The following is a 21,769-nucleotide window of genomic DNA, read 5'->3' as shown; positions in this document are numbered from 1 at the left end:
TAAATATAATTTCCGGATTGAGAATAAATTTGCAGTGCAATAATTCGAAAATTCAAATGAAAATTTATGTCGCCGGATTGCTGATGTGGGGAATTTCCTGCACAATATCAGCTCAGACAGGCTGCCCAACAATGGACACCCTACGACTCTCCTTAAAAGATGCATGGCAGAAAGCTGAAGAAAACAGCCGCCATATCAGAATCAATACCATCAATGTAGACATTGCGGAAGCTGAAGTAAAAGATGCGAAAAGAGAACGGCTTCCGGAAATAGAAGTTAAAGGCTCTGCAGAAAAAGCATCCAATATTCCTATCTATGAAAACGGAATTTTTTCCAAACCAACCCAGCATGAAGTTATTCATTCTCTTTACCGGGCAGGAGCAGATTTTTATCTGAATATTTATAACGGAAATAAGCTGAATCTTAAGATTAAGGAAAACCAGACCCTTCAGAAAATTAAGGATATCCAGAAAGAGCAGTCTGTTTCTGATATTCATTATAAAACGGCGGCTCTTTATCTTGAACTTCAGAAAACTTTAATATTCAGAAACCTTATTCAGCAGGATATTGCCGATCAGAAAACACAGCTTAAAGAAATTCAGGCTCTTTATAAAAACGGGGTTGTTTTAAAAAGCGATGTTTTAAGAATTGAACTTGAACTTTCGAAGCGAAAGATGGCTTTGGTGACGATAGAAAATGATATTCTCATTGCTACCCAAAAACTGAATATTATTCTTGGTATTCCTGATGAGCAGACTGTCATTCCTGAAGCTCCATTTAATCAATGGAATGAAAATACAGCTTACAGCGACTATTTGAAACTGGCACTGGATCACTCTTTCAATTATCATGTCTCTGAACAGCAGGCAGAGCTGAGTAAGATCAAACTGAAGCAGGTAAAAGCGAATGTAAGACCTAAAATCGGGATGTATGGTGAATTTTACTATGCCAATCCGCAGATTTTTCTTTATCCCTACAATCCTTATTGGTATTCATTGGGAATAGTCGGAATCAAGGCTTCCTTTTCCATCTCTTCCCTTTACCACAATACTCATAAAGTAAAAGCCGCACAGCTGGAGTTTGAAAAAGAAGAGGAGGTACACAAGGATACAGAAGATAAGGTAAGACAGCAGGTGAAAGAAGCCTATCTGAGGTATCAGGAAGCTCTTGAACAGATAAAGGTAGCGGAAGCCAATGTCATCCAGGCCAAAGAGAATGCACGTATCATTAAGAATACGTACTTCAGCCAGACTTCGCTTATTACAGAACTGCTGGATGCGGATATACAGCTTCTTCAGACAAAATTTGAACTGGAAGCAGCAAAAATTATGGCACAGAACAATTATTATTTACTACAAAATATTACAGGCGTTTTATAATACAATGAAAAAAAAATATACTCCCACCGACAGACTAATCACAAAGATCACAGGATGGATTTCAGTTTTAATCGTTGCTGCACTTGCTGTATGGGGCGGTTTTACCCTAAAAAATTACTATGCCTATGAACAGACCAATGATGCACAGGTTCAGGAATATGTGAACCCTATTATTTCAAGAGCCGGAGGATTCATTGTGGCCGTGAAATTTGAAGAAAACCAGGAAGTTAAAAAAGGAGATACCCTTCTGATTATTGATAACCGTGAATATATTCTTCAGCAGAAACAGACGCAGGCGGCTCTTCAGAAAGCTCGTGCTCAGTTGAAAGTACTGGAAAGCAATACCGGTACCACAGAAAAAGAAGCTGCCGCAGCAATGGCCCAGATAGATGCCAACAAAGCAAAAGTATGGAAGCAGAAGCTTGATTATGACAGATATAAAAAACTATACGATGAAGAATCTGCCACAAAACAAAGGCTCGAAGATGTAAAAGCAACGTTGGATGTGAATGAAAGCGATTATAAATCTTCACAGGATAATTATGCAGCTTCACGATCAAGAATAAATGATATTCAGGCAGAAAAAACAGTTGTTCAGGCAGAAATTACAAGACTGGAAGCTCTATTGGACCGTCACAAGCTGGATGTAAGCTATACTGCAGTTACCGCAGCTTATGATGGAAGAATGGGACGTAGAACCGTTGAAGTAGGGCAGATGATTGATGTCGGAGAAACGCTGGCATTTATTGTCAATAATGAAACAGATAAATGGGTGGTTGCCAATTATAAAGAAACACAGATTAAGGATATGCATATTGGGGACCATGTGAAAATTGTAGCCGACTCTTATCCTGACAGTGAATTTAAAGGAACCATTATTTCGCTTTCCCCGGCTACCGGATCAAGTTTTTCATTGCTGCCACCGGATAATTCTACGGGGAACTATGTGAAAATTGTACAGCGTATTCCTGTGAGAATAAAAGTAGATGGAGCAAGAAAAGATATTGATGTCCTGAAAGTGGGAATGAACGTGAATGTATATGCCGACAAAAAACATTCTAATGGCTAAAAGACAATTGCCCTTTTTCAAAAGATGGGCACCGGAATGGCTGATCAAGATCATTCTTTTTTCGATGACTCTTCCGGGGATTATTATATTTTTCCTTCCACTGGCCAATGTAAATGCTGCAGCGGGTTATTATGGATGTGAACCTGCAGATATCCAGTTTTCTGTTGCATTGTTTTATGCCGGATATGTAGGATTTTACAGTCTGGAAAGAAGGTTTTTCAGTTTTCTGGCCGCAAAGGAATATTTTCTTCTGTTTACCACGCTGCAGATTTTAGCTTGTCTGGTATGTTATTTTACCAAGGAAATTTATATCCTGTTTCCGGTGCGTTTCATGCAGGGAATGTTATTTGCAGGTAACGTGAACCTTTCGCTTACCCTTATTTTTACGAGATTAAGCAGTGAAAGAGGAAGAGAGATCAGTTTTTCAGTGTTTTTCGGGATTTTGATCTGTGCTTTGCCGTTTAATAATCTGATTACTGCAGATCTTATTGATTCCTATAATTTTAATATTGTCTATAAAACCGCTATATTTTCTTATCTACCGGGACTTATTTTTCTCACTCTTGCTATGAGCAATTATAGAACTCATGCGAGATTTCATTTGTATAAGCTCGACTGGCAGAGCTTTGGGTTATTCAGTGCCATATTGGTACTGGTGGGTTATGTTACCATTTTTGGACAGGAATATTACTGGCTGGAAGATAACCGTATTATGGGAAGTGTCATTGGAATTATTGTGTTAAGTGGAATATCCATATTCCGTCAACAGGCGATTAAAAGACCCTATATTGACCTGCGGATTTTTAAATACAGAAACTTTAAAGTGGGGTTACTGATTCTTTTTATAATGTATATCTGCCGGTTTGCATCTGGGATTGTCAACAATTATTTTGCGGCGGAACTGCATTTGGATCCGTTTCATATTTCTTATATAAACATTTTCAATCTTGCAGGACTGGTTGCCGGGGTAATTATTGCCTGTTGTATGGTGTTGCAAAAGAAAAATATAAGGTACATCTGGGGCTCCGGATTTTTAATGCTGTTGATCTTTCATGGATTAATGTATTATTCTTTTGACGTTCAGGCTGATGAGTTTAATTATTATATTCCCTTGTTCCTTCAGGGATTGGGAGTAGGGTTGATTATGGTTCCGACGATTATTTTTATTATTTCGTCAGTTCCTGCTATTATTGGTCCCTCAGCTGCTGCAACAGCTTTGGCAGTCAGATATTTGGGGTTTTGTATCAGTATAGCGTTGATCAATTTTTTTGAATTGTTTGAAAAAAGCCGTCATTATAATGCTTTTCAGGATCATTTAAGTGCTGTAGACCCGGCAGTCAAAAATTTTCTTCATCAGCAGACGGCTAAACTTATTTCCAGAGGAATGCCTGAAGAAAAGGCGGTAAAAGCAGCCAATAAATTGTTGGTGGGAAGAATGAATGTTCAGAATCATGTCCGTTTTGCTATGGATTATTATGAAATGATGGTGTGGCTTCTTGTGGCTTCACTATTATTAATTTTTCTTTTTCCTTATCTGAACCGTACGGCTCTTTATTTGAAATCCCGAAGACTATCGCCAGCTTAGGTGAAATTTTAATATTTGAAAGTATAGCTTATTAAGCTAATTTTATAGTAGAGTGCTGAGACTGTCTGATAAGGCAGTCTCTTTTGTTGTGACAGGAAAAAAATATTTTGGCCGGAACTGTATGTTTTTTGTCATTGCAGACAAGCCGCTTTCTCTCTACATTTGTACTCATACAGAATGAGATATGAAGAAAGAAGTACAACATACCGGGAAGAAAAACATAGTGCTTTTGGCACTGCCACAGGTACAGCTGCTTGATATTGCAGGACCGTGGGATGTTTTTACATCAGCAAACCGTTTTTTGAATAACGAAAGACAGGATTCCGGTTATCATGTTCATCTGGTATCCGGAACAGCAGAGAAAATAATCTATTCCGGTTCGGGAATGCCGTTATCATGTAGTCATACCATTTACGATATTGATTTTTCTGTAGATACTTTACTCGTCGCTGGTACCGCTTTGAGTGTACTGGATGAGATCAGTCCTGATGTTTATCATTATCTTCAAAATATAACACCACAAGTAAAACGGATGGGATCAGTATGTATAGGAGCATTTGTTCTTGCCAAAGCAGGTCTGCTGGATGGCCGGCAAGTGACTACCCATTGGAAATTTGCTGATGAACTACAGAAATCTTACCCAAATCTGGAGGTCAATGTTAATCCATTTTTTATTTGTGACAAACCCATCTATACTTCAGGAGGTGTTTCTTCAGGTATGGATCTGGCATTGGCAATGTTGGAAGAGGATTTTGGTAAAGCTTTGGCAGCAGAAGTAGCCTGTCACCTCGTTCTGCATTTAAAAAGACCCGGAATGCAGTCTCAGTTTGGAAACGCATTGCCGGAATATGAAACCATGTCTCCTTTTACAAAACAGGTTCGGGATCTGTTGAAAGATAAGCTGGGAGATACTGTAACAGTAGAATATATTGCTGAATCTCTGAACATGAGTGCACGCAACTTTTCGAGGGTATTTGTAAAAGAATCGGGAATAACTCCTGGCAGATTCATTGAAAAGATGAGGTTGGATCAGGCCAGAAATATGCTTGAATATACCAATATGAGTATAGAAATAATAGCTGATAAATGCGGCTTTGGCAGTGTGGTTTCGCTGCGTCGTTTATTCCTTAAAAATATTTCCCTTACCCCGGCGCAATACCAGAAAACATTTAAGCGCACAGAATAATCATTTTTTCTTTCTTTTTACTATAAAAACTGATGATCATCAATTGTCAGTAAGGAAGAATTATGTCTTTTATTTCCAAAATAATCAATTAAAAAAATAGAATTATGAAACACGAACAAAACAGTAAAACAATGAATGTAGCATTTTTAGTCTATGATCAGGTGGAAGTACTTGATTTAAACGGTCCTTTGGATGTTTTTGTTAAAGCAAATGTCATACAGCCCGAAAGCTATTATTGCTTTACGGTCGGAAAAACAAAAGAAGCCGTATACACGGAAGCAAATACGATGGCTGTTATTCCCACTTATGACTTACAGTCTTGTCCAAAGCCGGATATCATTGTTGTTCCCGGAGCAAATCCAGACCATATCATGAAATATATTCAGGATAAGGATTTTCAGGGAACTGTTCTGAAATGGGTTAAAAATCATTATGATACCGGAACTGTTGTATTTACAGTATGTACAGGAAGCATGCTGTTATCCAGAACAGGCATACTTGCTGGTCATGATATCACAACTCATAGTATGCTGCTGGATGCTTTAGAACAATATAATCCTGAAGCCAATGTTCTTCGGAATGTACGTTATGTTGATCAGAAACAGCTGATTACTACTGCTGGAATTACAGCTGGAATTGATGCAGCTCTCTATCTTATTGGAAAGCATCTGGGGCAGGAAACTGTTGATACAATCGTTAAGATTTTTGAATATCAGAATAATAATGCTGATGTTTCACATTAGAAATAAAACAGTTTGATTAAAAATTTCCGACAACTGTAAAAACCGTCGGAAATTTTTTTTTGAATAAATAATTAATGACGGAAGCTGAATAGTTTAATACAAAGAGGAATAAAGCCGATTGAAAGAGCAATATAAATAGCTACCCGCACATAATTAAGGGTTTTCCAGAGTGATATTCTGTTTATTATGTCTTCCGAAACAGAAAGAGAAGTCAGATTCTGAAACTGAATGATGTTTGGAGCAAAAAAGGTTAATGTCCAGATTCTTACCGCTGCATGAATGATAAATAAAATCAAAAGCCAGTTTCTTACCGGATCAATTTTCCAACAAAAAATAATGGCAAGAATAAAGGCAATTTCGTGAAGGGAATGAAGGATGATCCAAAAAAACTTCAGACTTGCTCCTTTTCCATCCTGAAGCAGCTTCAATGTGTCGGGTGGGGAAGAAGCCCATTTAGGCACAAATATAAAGGTCTCGAAAATCTGCGCACCGTTCATAAGGAAATAAAGCAATGTGGTAATGCAAAGCCATATTTCTGCGCGGGTAATAGAAGTGATGGTTAAACTTTCCATGATTTTATTTGGGATTTATGGGTTGTTTAAATGATCTGCTGTTTCTTTCATAAGAATAGTTGCCTCTCTGAAATACCGTTCAATGGATTCTATTTCTTTCTGAGAAAAAGTAGCAATGAGTGTAAGCGTTTTTTGCTGCAGTTCATCGAAAATAGGGCCCAATAGTTTCATGCTGTTCTCAACATTTGGAATGATAATTACTTTTCTTCGGTCTTCACGGATAAATTGTCTCTTAAGAAGATCCTTTTTCTCCAGCCTGTCTATCAATCCTGTCACAGCACCGGTAGTAAGGCCTGTTAACTTTGAAATTTCACCTGCTGTTATAGATTCATACTTCAGAATAAGTCCCAGATACTTATGGTCTGCATTGGAAAGACCTGCTTTTCTGGCAATAGCTTCGTGCATAAAAATAGAAGCATCAGAATATGATCTGCTGGCTTCGCGAAAATGGTGGACAGTATTTTTATTCATAGTTTAATTAGTATCTAATTATCTTAGTTGCTAAGATATTATTTGTTTCTGACTTAGCAAAATATTTTTTATGTTCAAAAAATGGCTTAATCCGGTAATTCCCATTATTCCTATGATTTTTATTGGAAAAAATAATTAATGTAATTAATTTATAAACAGGTGTTTGACTTTTTGGCTGTAAATTTTATGGTAAAAATGCACAGAAAAATTTGGAATTAAAGACTGTTTTTCTATCTTTGAGGTCCCTTAAACAAAGGGATTTACTTGAAAAAGTAAGTGGCCGACTCGGTAGCTCAGCTGGTAGAGCAATACACTTTTAATGTATGGGTCCTGGGTTCGAATCCCAGCCGGGTCACAAAGGAGACAAACTGTAATAGTTGTCTCCTTTTTTATATCAATAACTTTTTGTACTTCAAGCTGCTATTGTTCAAGTAGAGGTAGTTTGATGAATTCTGGAGATTAATTGTTCCGTATCATATAAAAGTAATTTTTCCAGTTTTTTTGGCAAAATCTCAGTATTTAATGACTTGTCTTGCATTAAATAATTCCCATATTTCTATGTACGATATAAAAATTCAATTCTTTAGTTTCAACCTGAAAAAATTAATTGATTAATTTTACGAATAGATGTAGTGTTTCTTTATTTGGATTTTGGACTAGAACCCATCCATATTCTAAATTAATACTTTATATACCTTAAATTTACTATGGAAGATAATAAACTAAATTTCAGGAAAAAAAAGGTTCAGGCTTTTACAAAAGTATTGTTATTTTATGTCTGCACTATAATAATACTGATTTCAGCATCAGAATTAACAAGAGAATTATCAAAACCAAGTGGTGATTTATTATCTGTTTTTATAGCAATGTTAACAACATTTCTTCTTACCGTTTTATTTGTAAGATGGGATCATATTAAACTTTCCGAAATTGGAGTGACACCAGGCAAATTAATGTTAAGAAGGCTTTTTACCGGATTTATAATAGGTTTACTATTGGCAATCCTCCAAGCTTTAATTGTTATGGCTTTTGGACATCTAAAATTGAGAATGACTTCTAACTTCAATTGGGGAACAATTGTTTTTTTTCTATTCTTTTATGTGCTTATAGCAGTTCGGGAAGAATTGGTTTTCCGATCTTACTTATTGAGAACATTAGACTATAAATTCAAAGCAGTATTCGCATTATCCGTAATGATTATACTTTTTATTTTTGAACACATCTTATCCGGAATGAGCTGGAAAATGTCAATCATTGGTTCCGGTTTAGGAGGCTTATTATTTGGAATTGCGGCATTAAAAACAAGAGGAATAGCTTTACCCATTGCCCTTCATACATCATGGAATTTTGGACAATGGGTAACAGGTTTTAAAAATCAATCCGGTATCTGGAACGCAGTTGTTGATAGAGGATATGAAATTCAAACAGAAAATATAGGATTAGCAGCTTTTGTATTAGTAATGCTTTTGACTATTTGCATTTTATCTTCCAGAAGAATATCTCTTTAAAGGAAGGGCGGATTGAAGAACTGATTAATTCAAAATTAATTCAAAATTGAGTTTCATTTTTGTCCTTTAATAAATTTCATTGTGAAACAACTATCAATTCTTTTAGCTTTAATACCGGCCGTATTCATTAATGCACAAACTTCAGACCCAGACACTGCATATAAAAATAAAACTGATACTGTAAAGGACAATCGGATTAAAAATATTCAGGAAGTTACTCTTGTCGGGAAAAAAGCAGTTGTCGAAAATAAAGTTGATAAAATTGTTTACAATGTTACCAATGATGTAACCTCTCAAACCGGAGCAGCAATTGATGTTTTAAGAAAAGTTCCACAGGTAACAGTAGACGGAGATGGAAATGTAGAATTACAGGGAAATCCCAATGTCAGATTTCTGATTAACGGAAAACCTTCAAGTATATTTGGAAACAGTCTTGCCGATGCATTGGCTTCCATTCCGGCAAGTCAGATTAAAAGTATTGAAGCGGTAACAAGTCCCGGTGCAAAATACGATGCGCAAGGAACAGGAGGAATCATCAACATTGTCTTGAACGAAAGCAAAGTAAAAGGTATCAATGGACTTATTAATGCTTCTGCAGGAACACGTTTTGAAACGGGTTCTTTAAATTTGAATTTCAGAAATAACAATTTCAACCTGAATGCTTTTTTCAGCGGAAATGCACAGTTGAAATCAAGAACACCCTCATCACAGGACAGGTTTTCTCACGACAATTCACTACAGACCCAAACCAGATTATTACAAAACGGGTATACCGATTTTCAGAGACACGGTTACCGTACGGGATTGGGTTTTGACTGGTCGATTAACAAAACAAATACACTAAGCGGCTCCGTTTCTTACAATAATTTTGCCAATAAAAGCATAGAATTCATCAATCAGGAGCAATATATTACCGATTTTTCCAATTCAAGCGAGCAATCGATCATTGGTTACAGAACTTCGGATAACCGTTCTTCGGTGAATTCCATCGACGGGAATTTAAGTTACAGAAAAACATTTGAAAAAGAGGGACAGGAATTAATGGCAGACTATGTAGTTAGTTACGGTTCGCCAAAAAGTAATTATTTGCAGACTCAGAGTCTGGCCGGAGCACTTTCACCTTACAATGGTATTTTGGGGAGCAATCCCGGAACGGATTCCAGCCATAATTTATCAATAGATTACGTGCAGCCAATCAATGATAAAGTGACCCTTGAAATGGGCACAAAAGTGATTTTTCAACATATTACAAATACAACCAACGTCAGTGTTCTGGATGCTTCATCAGGACAATATGAATCAGATCCGTTTCAATCTTATCATTTGAAATATGATATGGGAATTTATGCAGCTTATCTTGCTTCTTCCCTAAAATTATTTGATTGGCTGGATGTAAGAGCCGGTGCCCGTTACGAATATACAACCGTTAGAATTGATTATCAAAATACTAATGTTCCATCATACAGTTTGCTCGTTCCTTCGTTAATTCTATCACATAAATTTGATAGTGGAGAAACGCTGAAACTTGCCTATACAAGAAGGGTAGAAAGACCTGAATATGCTGAACTCAATCCATTTTTAAACTTCAGTGATCCACATAACATTACAACAGGAAATCCTTTATTGAAACCTGAAATAGGGGATAATATGGAGTTAGGCTATAATAGGAATTTTGAAAATGGTGCTAATCTTTCATTAACACTTACAGAAAGAATTAACAGTCAGGATTTAAAACAAATCACTACTTTTTATCCTATTTACACCGTAAATGGGACAGATTATACAAACGTATCGGTAACTTCAAGAGACAACATCGGAAAAGAATATAACTCCGGCGGTATTTTATCAGGTTCACTTCCAATTTTTAATAACAAATTAAATCTGCGAGGAAATATGATGCTTTTTCATAGATATATTGTCAGTGATTATTTTGGAAATGTTGATATGGGGCTCCGTTACCGTTTGAATTTAAATATGAATTACCAGTTTCCAAAAGATTTTATCGTAGAAGTGTTTGGAAATTATAACTCAGCGGCCAAAAATATTCAGGGAGAAAATCCCCAGTCGATTACGTATAGTATTGCAGCCAGAAAACAATTTTGGCACAAAAAAGCAAGCATAGGTATTACGACAACAAATCCTTTCAATAAATATATAAAACAGGTGACAACGGTTGATACTAACGATTATACTTCATATTCTGTACGTCAGTTGCCTCTTCGTTCTTTCGGAATCAGCTTCAGTTATAAGTTTGGAAAAGATTTTAAAAAGGATAAAGATATCAGTAATGATTATTTAAATGAGGCTTCACAAGGGAGTTAAGATTCAAAATTAGGTTGTTATATTGTGTATTGATTAATTCTTAAACTATGAGATTGATAAATTTTCTTCAAGCTAACAGACGACTTTTGTTTCGTTCTTTACTTGTAACACTTTTGATCGTATTTATAGTGTTAAGCTGTTTCGTATTCTTTGAGCCACCTGAATATTTAGATATTCATATTTCCGAGGAAATACAGGAAAATCAAACCCCGAATCTTAACACAATCATGATCTGGATCAGCTGGTTTGGGAGAACACCTGTATCAGTCGTTATGGTAGTTTTAAGTGCTTTTTTCTTTTATTTTTTGCGTTTAAAAAAAGAATCTATATTGATTTTATCATCTCTTTTATCGGGAATTTTAGGTTTAGGATTAAAAATACTGATCAACAGACCACGTCTGTCTAAAGATCTGGTTGTTCTTTTGGAAGAAACCAAATACCAAAGTTTTCCGAGCGGTCATGTTCTATTTTATACCGTTTTTTTCGGAACATTAATATTGATAATTCTTCGTTTAAAAAAGATAAAATATAAAGTGAAAATTTTTCTTATAACTATTTGTCTTTCTGTTATTTTTTTCGGAGCAGTTTCACGGGTTTATTTAGGAGCACATTGGTTTACAGATGTTCTGGGCGGATTTATTCTTGGTGTTTTCTGTGTCTTGATTATGGGACATTTTTATGTTAAAAGTGATGCGAATGTTTCTGGAAATATAAATTAACAATTCAGAATTTCTAAAAAATAACATCTTATTTTTATCAAAGAACATTTCAGGTTCTTGCTGTAAAGACCGTTAAGTAAAAATTATTTCTTAAAACCTGAAAATTCAAAATTTCTTCTAAATCGTTTCTCAATATTGTATAGCAAATTCAAAATTTAATTAAAATGAAAAAAGCAGCATTTCTATTAACAATGATTACGGCTGTAGTTTGTGTTAACGCACAAAAAGTTCAGCAAAAAAATGTGCCTGTATCGGTTCAGAATAGTTTTCAAAAACAATTTCCGACGGTTAAAGATGCAAAATGGGAAAAAGAAGATGGTAATTATGAAGCAGGGTTTAAAATAAATGGAGCAGAAACTTCCGTTGTGATCAATCCTTCAGGCAGCATTCTTGAAACCGAAACAGAAATGAGCAGCAATTCTCTTTCTACCTCTATCAAAGCATATATTGTTAAAAATTATCCTAACCAGAAAATAAAAGAAGCAGCGAAAATTACTGATTCAAAAGGCATTGTTACTTATGAAGCAGAAGTAAACGGCAAAGATCTGATTTTTGAGAATAACGGAAAATTTTTAAAGGAAAAGAAAGATTGAAATTAATAATATACAGAAGGTCAAATAGTAAGATAAGGATGTAGTTATCAATTTTAATAAAAAACTCAACAGTGATCATGGATAATTTACTAGAAGCTGTAAGCAGTTACGTGATATTATTTCTTTCAGAAAATCTTTCGGAGCATCTTTCTTTTCACTGTATGAGTCATACCTATGATGTAGTAAGTGCAGCAAGAGAAATTGGTATACAAAGTAACTTGTCGGAAGACGAAATGTCTGTTTTACTGGTGGCAGCATGGTTTCATGACAGCGGATATACGAATATTTATATCGGTCATGAAGAAGAAAGTAAAAAAATAGCAAGAAATTTCTTAGAAAATTACGGATGTGAAAAAAGTTTCATTGATGCGGTTTTAAGTTGTATTGATTCTACAAAATATCCACCAAAACCTTTTTCTTTGTTAGACAAAGTATTGTGTGACGCAGATTTATATCATTTAACACGACCCAATTTTTCAAATTATGAAAAGGCAATTAGGCAAGAATTTGAAAAATATCTCGGCCTTATTTATACTGATGAAGAATGGCTGGTAAAGAATTGTAACTTTTTAAAGGATCATAAATATTACACAGATTATGGTCAAAATATTCTTACAAAGTTTAAAGAAGTCAATATTCAATTAATAAAGTGTTCTGAGTAAATTTTAAAATCAATTAATTACTAAGATGTCAAAATTCACAAAAAATAACTTTTCCCAACAAACAATATTACCACTCAGGTTGAAGAACCAAAGAAAGATAATAGCATTGCGTTAAATACTGAAATAAATCCTCCAACAAAAGTTCGGGTTTTGTACTAATGGGTCACTAAATAAAAATGGATTGTTCATTTGAGCAATCCATTTTTATTGGAATGATATTTCTTAATCATTTTATAATATTTGAAATTCAAATAACCTTATCGGCAATAGAGCATGAAATTTTTGTCTCTGATTTTGTAAAAGTTAGCGAAATTTGGTTCGTAAAATGTCTGTTAAGTATTGTAAATAAAGAAAAAGTTTCTATCTTTGCAGTCCCTTAAATAAAGGGATTTACTTGAAAAAGTAAGTGACCGACTCGGTAGCTCAGCTGGTAGAGCAATACACTTTTAATGTATGGGTCCTGGGTTCGAATCCCAGCCGGGTCACTATTCTCAAGATGTGAAAATAAAAGTTTTCAAAATCATTAAAAAAACCTGCAAATTATTAATTTGCAGGTTTTTTTATAGCCTTAGCTATAATTTTCAAAAGTACTCTAAAAGTTTGTAACACATTAGTTGTAAATTCAGAGTAAACAGACCAATAGTGGAGTACTATGGTCAGGTTTTCAAAAATCTACGCTTTGATTTCAAACTCTCTTTTCTTTCTATCTTTAGAAATCGTTTTTGACTTTACTCTTTCTATTGCGATTAAAATTCAGGAATATTCTTTATTCTTCAGTTTTCGGCTTAAAGTTTCTCCCAGCTCCTTGTCGGAGAAATGTTATTTTTCCTTGTACTTTTTTTGCTTGTTCAAGAACTTCCAATGCTTTTGTTCGCTCGTTAATTTTGCCAGCGTGCGTTATATTGTCCTGACGTTCATTTTTTTTCATTCCTCAATATAATGAATTTATTTGAAAAAAACAAGTTATTGATTTTAAACTTAATAAAAAATTAATAAAAGATGCACCTGAGAAGATTTGCAAAACCAAATTTTCTTCCATTGTTTATGGATTCTGATCACTTTCTCAACTTTCTTTTGACACAAGAATCTGTGAGAGGATTTGCTTGTATTAGCTCGTTTTAGTATAGCTGTATATTTGTATAAAATTGTATAGGATATGAAATTCATTCACCAAATTGACCCGTTAAAGTTTATTTTTTTTGAACTTTCTCATTTTCCTACTCCTTATCTGGAAAGTTCTCAGCGGGCCGACTTTTTTGAAATCATCTGGATGAAAGAATATAGAAATGCAGACGATGCCAAGACTGAAGAAGGTGATTACATTTACCTTGTTCCTCCATACCGTCTTACAAAACTGGACATGGAAAATAAAAAAGGAGATAAGGCTCCGTTGCTTTGGTAAATCCTGCGAGCGCTCATCTATAAAAATTTTTGATTTTTTTTGAAATTTATTTTAGAAACTGTGTAAACCTCCTTCTATAGGATGTTTGAGTGTAATGTAATTCATAAACAAATACTTATGAACAGAATAATAGAATCTTTGTTCTAAGTAAATTAGAAATGCTTTATTCTTTATTAAGTTAAAGTGATTTTTTTGAATAAAAACGCTGCTGAAAATTTGGAGTTTTAGAAAAAGTTTCTATCTTTGCAGTCCCTTAAACAAAGGGATTTACTTGAAAAAGTAAGCGGCCGACTCGGTAGCTCAGCTGGTAGAGCAATACACTTTTAATGTATGGGTCCTGGGTTCGAATCCCAGCCGGGTCACAAGGCTTAAACCAATCTTTATAGAGGGTTTAAGCCTTTTTTATTTGTTAATCAGTAACAAAAACAATTCTATTGCGAAACCTTCTTTCTGTTAATGAATACTTCTTTTCGTATAATGATTTGGATATAGAGCGGTGATATATAATCAACAACAAAGCTAAGGTCAAGAATACTTAGCTTTCTTAAATCTTCTAATAAAAAGTTCGGGTTTTATACCAAGTGCGGCCACCAAAAACTTGTTCAGATTTTAATCAATTAAAAAAGGCACATGAAAATGTGCCTTTCTATCTAAGATGAGTTTTTATTTTTGAAAATAAGCAGTTCAAAGACATTAAAACAAATCTGTTTTTATCTGATCATCTACTATGACCCAATGTTATTTTCCGCAGGTAATGCTGTGATAAGCTCTTGGGTTGTGAGCAGTGCGTGAGCGTAAGTAGGGCCGTTCAGAACATGTGCCGCATGCATCATTTCGGAAGTGTAAGCTGCTGTTGCATCCTTTACCAGAGTTACATGGTATCCTAACTCCATGGCAAAACGGGCAGTGCTTTCAACACACGTGTTAGCGAGTAGTCCTATAGCGATGACGTGGGTGATGTCCCGTTGTTTGAGGAGCATATCCAGGTCTGTATTGGCAAAGCCACTTTGAGCCCAGTGTTCTTTAGCAATAATGTCTCCTTCCTGAGGGATAAAATCAGGATGCCATTCACCTCCCCAGCTGCCTTTTGCAAATGAATGACGGTCCATAATGCCTATCTGGGTAGGGTTGGGAAATTTCCAGTATTGGTAATCCGTAGGTTCCCATCGTTTGTGGGGTACAATAAAGATCTGTATGCCAGCCTGTCTTACAGTTTTTACGATGCTTCGCAGATTATTTAATAAATTGTTGTTTTCGGCAACTTCTTTTACTCTTGGCCACACTTTACCGCCTTCAGACAGAAAATCATTGTAAGGATCAATAAACAACAGAGCTGTTTTGTTGCGTTCATAGATTGGTGTTTCCATTTTCTTTTTTTATTTAATATAAGATTAATTTTGTCTCAAAGCATGTCGCTCTATGCTTTTTGCAAACAGAGGGGTTTCGCTTTGATTGTGGTATATAGAGACCGGTTGCCGCTGGGTTTTAAAAAGTTCAAATGGGATGCCCTGTTTTTCCAGTCCTTTCATGAATTCTTCAGTGGGTCTTGATATCACTCTGTTGGTAAATTCGCAGGTATTATCATCAATCTTTTTTACACTCATTTCCCAGTGTACTAAAATAGTAACACGGCCGGTAGGAGTAAAAACATCCGAAACAGATTCCAGGATAAGATGTGCGGGCTCTGAAACAGTTTCTAGATAATGCTGCACCATTGGATTTCCTCCAAGTATTTCTACATTGATAGACATTCTTTTGCCATCAGGTGAGGTCGTAACACCTGCTGAAATGTGAGCAGGAGAGCATGCCTGATATTCGTGCTCCGGAAGAGTAAAGCACCATTCCGGAATGTTGATTTTTTCAATCGGTGCGTTGATCACAGCAGAAAAGCTTGAATCAACAATAATTGGTTTATTTTCCATGACAATTATATTTTAATTCATTTTAGTAAGTCTTACTTCTTATTTTCCTTTATTTCTGGGGTCATCCGAAGGATTCATATAGCTTATTCCCAACGGCCCATAGGCACTAACCTGTGTTTCATAACTGCCTGATTTTGCCCAATGAAAATGCGGTGTATTTCCGGGAAGAATCACAACACTTCCCGGTGGATAGGCCTTTAATTGAGCTGCATCAAACTTTTCGCCTATACCAATATAAAATACACCGCTTATGACTGTATATATTCTATTTTCAGGATGCTTATGCGGAAGCAGTACCACATCGGCAGGTACTCTTACCCGAACGACATAAGGTTCTGCTTTTTTCGGATTTCCTATCAGTACAGCAAGGCGGGCTTCCGGTGGAAATGCAGGAAATGCCGACCATTTGATGTTTTCTGCATAGATATCACCCAATTCATTATTGGATAAACTTTGAGCATTAACACGATTTGTGCTTAGAAATGCAATGGTGCAAAACAGAGCTATGAAGTAATTTGTTTTTTTCATTTTTTTAGAATTAATTATTATAGTAAAAACCGATCGGAAGGTGGACTTTGGTTATCTCATTATTTTTAGCCAATGGATGTATTCGGATAAATTGTGATACCCTAAAATTCTAGAACAAAATTCGGCAGAGCCTGGCAAAGGATTGCGTGACCTACATCACATAAATAGGACACTCAACTATTCTAAGGGATAAAAATGGGTTGGGATCAAACAAAAACGCCATGTAAAAATGATAACTTTTACATGGCGCTTTTTTATTGTTAAAACTGAAATATTCTTATCTGGGAATATATCTCATACTAATTTCTTCAGAAGAAGTATTGGGGATTTCTTGAAATCCTATTTTCCGGTACAGATTGTAGGCTTTGTCATTTCCGGGAGTAACTTCCAGAATGATCTCAATCCTATTAAATTTTTGACAGGCTTCAGAAATAACAGCCTCAATCAATCCCTGCCCGATATTTTTCCCCTGAAATTCTTTTTTTACATACATCTGGTAAATACTTCCGGTGCCGTTTTCATTTTTAACAAAAGTACAGATACCCACAAGCTCCTGCTGTTCAAAAGCTCCAAATACAAATCTTTCCGGTGTTTGTTCTTCAATATCAGTTTCGATCCGGAATTTTTCAATACTCAAGGCTTCCTGATAGGTTGCTCCAAAAGATTCCGGGAATTTTTCCAGACTTTCCAGGCGGATGGCCCGATAAATTTTACTTTCTGTTGGGAGAAGTTTTCGATAGCTAATACTTGTCATAATTATTTGGTTATTCATTTTCATTAATGTCCGGATGCAAATATGTAGATTATTTTAAACTTCTTCTTAATATGATGGTTTGAATTTCAATGATTCTATTAAAATTATAAAACCTGCCAATGTAGTTGTAACAAATTTCATTTCAGATAGTCTTATTATAAAGAAAAACAGCTTTTTTTGATCGGAATAGTGTATAAAACCGTTCAAAAAACTTAAAAGAATGTCTGTTTAAGGGGAAAATTTTAGTACTTTATTTAAATGTTACATTTTTGCAAAATTAATTGCTTATTTCATAATAAGCATGATAAATTATGTATATTTATAACACTTATTGGGGAATAATAATAGAATAACAGTAGAAATTTATCAACATGTTTCAGTGGAATATGTATAGGTAGATATAGGGAAAGTGGTACTGATGGAAAGAATAAATTTGATCATTCTTAGGAATAAAAAAATATACTCAAAGGATATAAAGAAAATAATAGCCTCTACAATCTGCATGGGATTATTTTTATGTATACTTTCGTGCAGCCATGATTCTCAGGATAAAGAAAGAGAAAATTTTGACACTTCTTTATTAAACCAAACTACAGATCTTCAATTGTCAGGAGAATATGAAGCTCTTATCCGGCTGAATATAAAGTACCTGAAAAAGGCCGCTAAAATGAAATATAAAGCCGGAAAAGGTCTCTGCTATCTGAATATGGCTGGAGTGAATGTATCAGCAGGGAATTATGAAAAAGCCCGATTTTTTTTCAATAAGGCAGAGAAAGATCTGGAAAACTCTGAGAATAGTTATCATAAAGCAGCATTTTATAATGATTACAGCCTGTATTATGCTCACCTTAAAATAAATGATAAGGCTATTGAATGCAATAATAAAGCATTTTATTATTTAAAACAGGCCGCAAAAACAAACCTTGCTCAAAAACTTCTTCCGAGGCTTTACGTAAACAAAGGAATTTATTATGCCTGGAAAGGGTGGTTAGGAACTTCTTTAAAATGTTTCACTAAAGCGAATGTACTTGAAAATTCTGCCTATAGTAATTGTATGGTCGCCCAATACTATTTATTTGTCCATAAACCTGATGCTGCAGGAATATACATTGAGCGTGCAGATGAAAAGATGCTGAGCCAAAAAACAACTGATGTAGAATCTCTCTGGGTTTATTATACGATGGGCTATTACTATAATGAAATAGATAACAGTGAGCAGGCTGAAAAAGCACTTAAGAAAGCCCTGGACATCAATATAAAAACAAGACGTACGTATTCTTCACATATAAAAGAGGTTTACAAGGCACTGGCAGAGCTGTACAAGAAAAAAAATGACGGCGGGAAGGCTTATTTCTATCTGAAAAAGTACATGGAAGAAGAGGGTAGATTTGATGCCGCACGATTTACTACAATGAATAAAGCAACCGAAGATTTTATTTCTGAAGTAAAACAGGAGTCGGACTGGCATAAGAATGATCTTCCTTTATTTATTGCCCTGTCTATTGCTGTTTTTACTTTTTCAGGAGTATATGTCCGGAAGATGATCAATAAGCTGAAGGTGAAGAAAAACTCTTTAAAAGAGGAAACAGATGAGCTGAAAAATCATGTGGAGACAAAGCAGCTGGAAGAAGTGATAGAGCTTGCCAAACGGAATGATTCCTCTTTTTTACTGAAATTCAAAGAACTGTATCCTGGTTTTATAGCATTACTTCTGAAAATAAATCCTGATCTGGAAAATTCCGAGCTGACTTTCTGTGCGATGCTGAAACTGCGCTTTTCATCCAAAGAAATTGCAGACTATACCTTTGTACAGCACAGGTCTGTACAACAGAAAAAATACAGGATCAGAAAAAGACTGAATATTCCCGGAGAAACAGATATTTATGACTTTTTTGAAAACTTAACAGAATAAAGAATTTCATCACAATAAAAGATGCCGGATTCTGTTTTATAAAAGATTTTTATTGTTGATCTCACCAGAAGTTACCATTAGAAAGTCAAAAAAATAAAATATAATTCATTCTAAGAGATTATTTTTTAATCATAATTTATACAGAAATTTAGCTTAAATAGAGAAACATATGACACGTATTTTTCTTGCTTTTTTACTTATTATTTTGGTTTCGTGCCATTCTCATTCAAAGAAAGAGGCTGAAAGGAAATTTGATGTTTCTCTGCTGAAACAAAATGAGAAATTCAGAGTAGCCGGAGAATATGACTCTCTGATCAATCTTAATAAAAGATATTACAAACAGGCCGATAAAATAAATTATGCAGATGGAAAAGCCCTGTGCTATATCAATTTGGCAGAGCTTAATATTTCATTAGAAAACTTTCAAAAGTCTCAGATTCTTTTTGATAATGCAAAAGAGATCCTGGATCATTCGGAAGATCATATACATAAAGCCAGATTTTACAATGTTTATGGCCGTTTCAATATAGAACTCCGAAGGGTTGACAAAGCTTTTCAATATAATAATGAAGCAATGAGCCTGATACAGAAAAGCGGTCAATCTGAACTTAAAAATGATCTTCTTTTCAGTATTTATTTCAGACAGGCCATTTATTTTACCAAAAAAAAGAATTACGAAAAGGCACTTGAATATTTTCACAAGGCGAAAAAACTGGATAACACAGGTCTTACAGATTGTGCCATAGGTGATTATGTTTATATGCACAAAAATAAAGATTCTGCATATAAATACGTCACGACTGCTTACAATAAAGCGAATATAAGAGGGAAGGAAGACGGGATTTCCCTGTATGCCAACACGATCATGGGAGAATATTTTCTTACCAACAAACAATATGACAAGGCAGAAGAAGCCCTTAAGAAGGCTCTGAAAATCAATGAAAAGACTAAACGTATCTATGCCTACTATGGGAAGTATATCTATAACGATCTCAGAGTGTTATATGAACGTACAGGAGATAAGGAAAAAGCATACCTTTATCTGAAAGCCTATACAGATGCTTACTATAAAACCAATACATCTTTACTGGCCACAATCAATCAGGATATGGAATCTTTTATTACGGGAGCCCAGCAGGATGCTGACCATCATAAAAGTAAAATATACTGGATTATCTTTCTGTCTTTAGTAGGTCTTTCTTTATTAGGATTATATGCATGGAGAATTATCAGAGCACTTGGAAAAAGAAAAGAGGTACTTACAATAGAAGCTGAAAATCTTAAAATCAGAATGAATGACAACAAGCAGGAAGAGATTATAGAACTTGGTAAGAAGAATGATCCTGAATTTCTGAATCGTTTTAAAGAAGTTTATCCTGAATTTATAGATCAGCTTTTAACGATTAATCCCGGTCTTGAAAGCTCTGAATTGATTTTTTGTGCCATGCTGAAACTGCATTTTACATCCAAAGAAATTGCAAGTTATACTTTGGTTCAGCACAGAAGTGTTCAGCAGAAAAAATACCGAATAAGAAAAAAGCTGAATATTCCCGGAGAAACAGATATTTATCATTTCTTTGATACCTTGAAATAATGGATCAGTCTCAAATTCTGAATGCTGGGGGAATATTTAGTTATGAAAGATAGCACAGCTATTAAGGTATGCTTCAACAGAATCGATTGACTATCGATTCACTTCTTTGCTCACTTAAATAAATAGAGCTGAAAATAAATCTTTGTGCATTATAAAATCTAGAATTACGCATTTTTCCAACTTTTAAGACTGTTAGGAATTTAATTCTGACGTTAATTTTTAAGAAGTTAAGGAGACAAAGGCGGAATCAATTTCATTGATTTTTTCTAAGCGATCAGACAATCATATTGTTTTATCAAAGGTTATCTTAGTTTTTTTACTTAGCCCCCAACTTTTGCACTTTGATCCGAAATAATTCCAAAAAAAAACTGTCTGATTTATCATCTCAGACAGTACTCGAAAATATTCTCTTTTCACCACTTGGATTTTTTTGTGGTCTCGGGGTCAAATATGAAAATTTTTAACGAAAACAGGAAAAAAAGCTCTACTACACGGGTACTACATCGTGTATTTATATTTTTAAATAACTGATATACAGTTGGTTGTTTTTGTTGAATGTTTTGAAGGTTTATTTATGAAAAAAGAACCTGCAATGCTAAATTGCTTCATTTTTTTAGCCTATATTTTTTATAATTCCTCTTTTAAGATGTTACTTAAGTAGTATATAAGTATTACTTTATCTCTGATTTTCAGTTTGTTTTTTCGGTTATATTTTGATCAGAATATTCAATGTATTTTATCATTTAAAATTCTGCTAATTAATGAATACAAAAGAAGAAAAATATAAATTACTGATATTTAGCTATTTACGATAAATGTGTATCTGTGTAGTATCAACTTTTTTTGTT

20 protein-coding genes and 3 tRNA genes are annotated in these 21,769 nt (G+C 34.7%); 16 read left to right on the top strand and 7 right to left on the bottom strand.

All coding sequences use genetic code 11. From position 1 onward, the window contains the following. The first annotated feature begins 56 nt into the window (after window positions 1-56). From GFU89_RS14905 to GFU89_RS14885, 5 genes are all read left to right on the top strand, one after another. Window positions 57-1,379, top strand: a complete 1,323-nt coding sequence (locus tag GFU89_RS14905) for a TolC family protein (protein WP_318847882.1) — start codon at window positions 57-59, stop codon at window positions 1,377-1,379. 4 nt (window positions 1,380-1,383) lie between these two features. Continuing rightward, window positions 1,384-2,448 (top strand): HlyD family secretion protein, encoded by a 1,065-nt coding sequence (locus GFU89_RS14900; protein ID WP_318847881.1) that lies wholly within the window; start codon window positions 1,384-1,386, stop codon window positions 2,446-2,448. After that, window positions 2,441-4,033, top strand: coding sequence for a beta-carotene 15,15'-monooxygenase (locus tag GFU89_RS14895; protein ID WP_318847880.1), 1,593 nt, complete (start codon window positions 2,441-2,443; stop codon window positions 4,031-4,033). The genes GFU89_RS14900 and GFU89_RS14895 overlap by 8 nt, the downstream gene beginning before the upstream one ends. Before the next feature lie 184 nt (window positions 4,034-4,217). Beyond that, window positions 4,218-5,219, top strand: coding sequence for a GlxA family transcriptional regulator (locus tag GFU89_RS14890; RefSeq protein WP_318847879.1), 1,002 nt, complete (start codon window positions 4,218-4,220; stop codon window positions 5,217-5,219). Window positions 5,220-5,323: 104 nt separating this feature from the next. Next, window positions 5,324-5,962: a DJ-1/PfpI family protein gene (locus GFU89_RS14885; protein ID WP_318847878.1), complete on the top strand. Its 639-nt coding sequence runs from the start codon at window positions 5,324-5,326 to the stop codon at window positions 5,960-5,962. A gap of 71 nt (window positions 5,963-6,033) precedes the next feature. Here the strand turns inward: GFU89_RS14885 and GFU89_RS14880 are convergent, their stop codons facing one another. Together GFU89_RS14880 and GFU89_RS14875 are read right to left on the bottom strand one after the other, a co-directional pair. Then, window positions 6,034-6,534, bottom strand: coding sequence for a transposase (locus GFU89_RS14880; protein WP_318847877.1), 501 nt, complete (start codon window positions 6,532-6,534; stop codon window positions 6,034-6,036). Between the two features lie 15 nt (window positions 6,535-6,549). After that, window positions 6,550-7,005: a MarR family winged helix-turn-helix transcriptional regulator gene (locus GFU89_RS14875; protein WP_318847876.1), complete on the bottom strand. Its 456-nt coding sequence runs from the start codon at window positions 7,003-7,005 to the stop codon at window positions 6,550-6,552. Window positions 7,006-7,287: 282 nt separating this feature from the next. On the opposite strand from GFU89_RS14875, the gene GFU89_RS14870 reads away from it, so the two are divergent. From GFU89_RS14870 to GFU89_RS14840, 7 genes are all read left to right on the top strand, one after another. Beyond that, window positions 7,288-7,360, top strand: a tRNA-Lys gene (locus tag GFU89_RS14870). A gap of 352 nt (window positions 7,361-7,712) precedes the next feature. After that, window positions 7,713-8,513 carry a CPBP family intramembrane glutamic endopeptidase gene (locus GFU89_RS14865; RefSeq protein ID WP_318847875.1) on the top strand — a complete coding sequence of 267 codons (801 nt, stop codon included), beginning with the start codon at window positions 7,713-7,715 and terminating at the stop codon, window positions 8,511-8,513. A gap of 81 nt (window positions 8,514-8,594) precedes the next feature. Beyond that, entirely contained in the window at window positions 8,595-10,835 is a 2,241-nt protein-coding gene (locus GFU89_RS14860; RefSeq protein ID WP_318847874.1) for a TonB-dependent receptor domain-containing protein, read from the top strand. 47 nt (window positions 10,836-10,882) lie between these two features. Then, window positions 10,883-11,554 carry a phosphatase PAP2 family protein gene (locus GFU89_RS14855; protein WP_318847873.1) on the top strand — a complete coding sequence of 224 codons (672 nt, stop codon included), beginning with the start codon at window positions 10,883-10,885 and terminating at the stop codon, window positions 11,552-11,554. A gap of 164 nt (window positions 11,555-11,718) precedes the next feature. Further along, window positions 11,719-12,147, top strand: coding sequence for a PepSY-like domain-containing protein (locus GFU89_RS14850; RefSeq protein ID WP_318847872.1), 429 nt, complete (start codon window positions 11,719-11,721; stop codon window positions 12,145-12,147). Window positions 12,148-12,224: 77 nt separating this feature from the next. Next, window positions 12,225-12,809: an HD domain-containing protein gene (locus tag GFU89_RS14845; protein ID WP_318847871.1), complete on the top strand. Its 585-nt coding sequence runs from the start codon at window positions 12,225-12,227 to the stop codon at window positions 12,807-12,809. A 412-nt stretch (window positions 12,810-13,221) separates the two neighbouring features. Then, window positions 13,222-13,294 (top strand) — tRNA-Lys (locus GFU89_RS14840). 281 nt (window positions 13,295-13,575) lie between these two features. Here GFU89_RS14840 and GFU89_RS14835 read toward each other — a convergent pair. Beyond that, window positions 13,576-13,737 carry a hypothetical protein gene (locus GFU89_RS14835; RefSeq protein WP_318847870.1) on the bottom strand — a complete coding sequence of 54 codons (162 nt, stop codon included), beginning with the start codon at window positions 13,735-13,737 and terminating at the stop codon, window positions 13,576-13,578. A 228-nt stretch (window positions 13,738-13,965) separates the two neighbouring features. Here GFU89_RS14835 and GFU89_RS14830 point away from each other — a divergent pair, with 228 nt between their 5' ends. Together GFU89_RS14830 and GFU89_RS14825 are read left to right on the top strand one after the other, a co-directional pair. After that, a complete protein-coding gene (locus GFU89_RS14830) occupies window positions 13,966-14,211 on the top strand; it encodes a hypothetical protein (RefSeq protein WP_318847869.1) in 246 nt (81 codons plus the stop codon). Between the two features lie 289 nt (window positions 14,212-14,500). Continuing rightward, window positions 14,501-14,573: transfer RNA gene (locus GFU89_RS14825), tRNA-Lys, on the top strand. Window positions 14,574-14,936: 363 nt separating this feature from the next. Here the strand turns inward: GFU89_RS14825 and GFU89_RS14820 are convergent. The 4 genes from GFU89_RS14820 to GFU89_RS14805 all read right to left on the bottom strand — a co-directional run bounded on the left by GFU89_RS14820 (window position 14,937) and on the right by GFU89_RS14805 (window position 17,415). Beyond that, window positions 14,937-15,578 (bottom strand): isochorismatase family cysteine hydrolase, encoded by a 642-nt coding sequence (locus tag GFU89_RS14820; protein ID WP_318847868.1) that lies wholly within the window; start codon window positions 15,576-15,578, stop codon window positions 14,937-14,939. A gap of 24 nt (window positions 15,579-15,602) precedes the next feature. After that, complete coding sequence (locus GFU89_RS14815; protein ID WP_318847867.1) at window positions 15,603-16,133, bottom strand: hypothetical protein; 531 nt, start codon at window positions 16,131-16,133, stop codon at window positions 15,603-15,605. Window positions 16,134-16,172: 39 nt separating this feature from the next. After that, the gene (locus tag GFU89_RS14810) at window positions 16,173-16,661 is read right to left on the bottom strand and encodes a cupin domain-containing protein (protein ID WP_318847866.1); all 489 of its coding nucleotides are present in this window, start codon (window positions 16,659-16,661) and stop codon (window positions 16,173-16,175) included. Between the two features lie 277 nt (window positions 16,662-16,938). After that, a complete protein-coding gene (locus GFU89_RS14805) occupies window positions 16,939-17,415 on the bottom strand; it encodes a GNAT family N-acetyltransferase (RefSeq protein ID WP_318847865.1) in 477 nt (158 codons plus the stop codon). Window positions 17,416-17,917: 502 nt separating this feature from the next. On the opposite strand from GFU89_RS14805, the gene GFU89_RS14800 reads away from it, so the two are divergent. Beyond that, window positions 17,918-19,327, top strand: a complete 1,410-nt coding sequence (locus GFU89_RS14800; RefSeq protein ID WP_318847864.1) for a hypothetical protein — start codon at window positions 17,918-17,920, stop codon at window positions 19,325-19,327. Between the two features lie 169 nt (window positions 19,328-19,496). Further along, a complete protein-coding gene (locus GFU89_RS14795) occupies window positions 19,497-20,921 on the top strand; it encodes a hypothetical protein (RefSeq protein WP_318847863.1) in 1,425 nt (474 codons plus the stop codon). Window positions 20,922-21,769: the final 848 nt, after the last annotated feature.

The organism is Chryseobacterium sp. JV558 (genome assembly GCF_033712365.1).
Lineage (GTDB): Bacteria > Bacteroidota > Bacteroidia > Flavobacteriales > Weeksellaceae > Chryseobacterium.
This window is presented reverse-complemented; position numbering and strand designations above follow the sequence as displayed.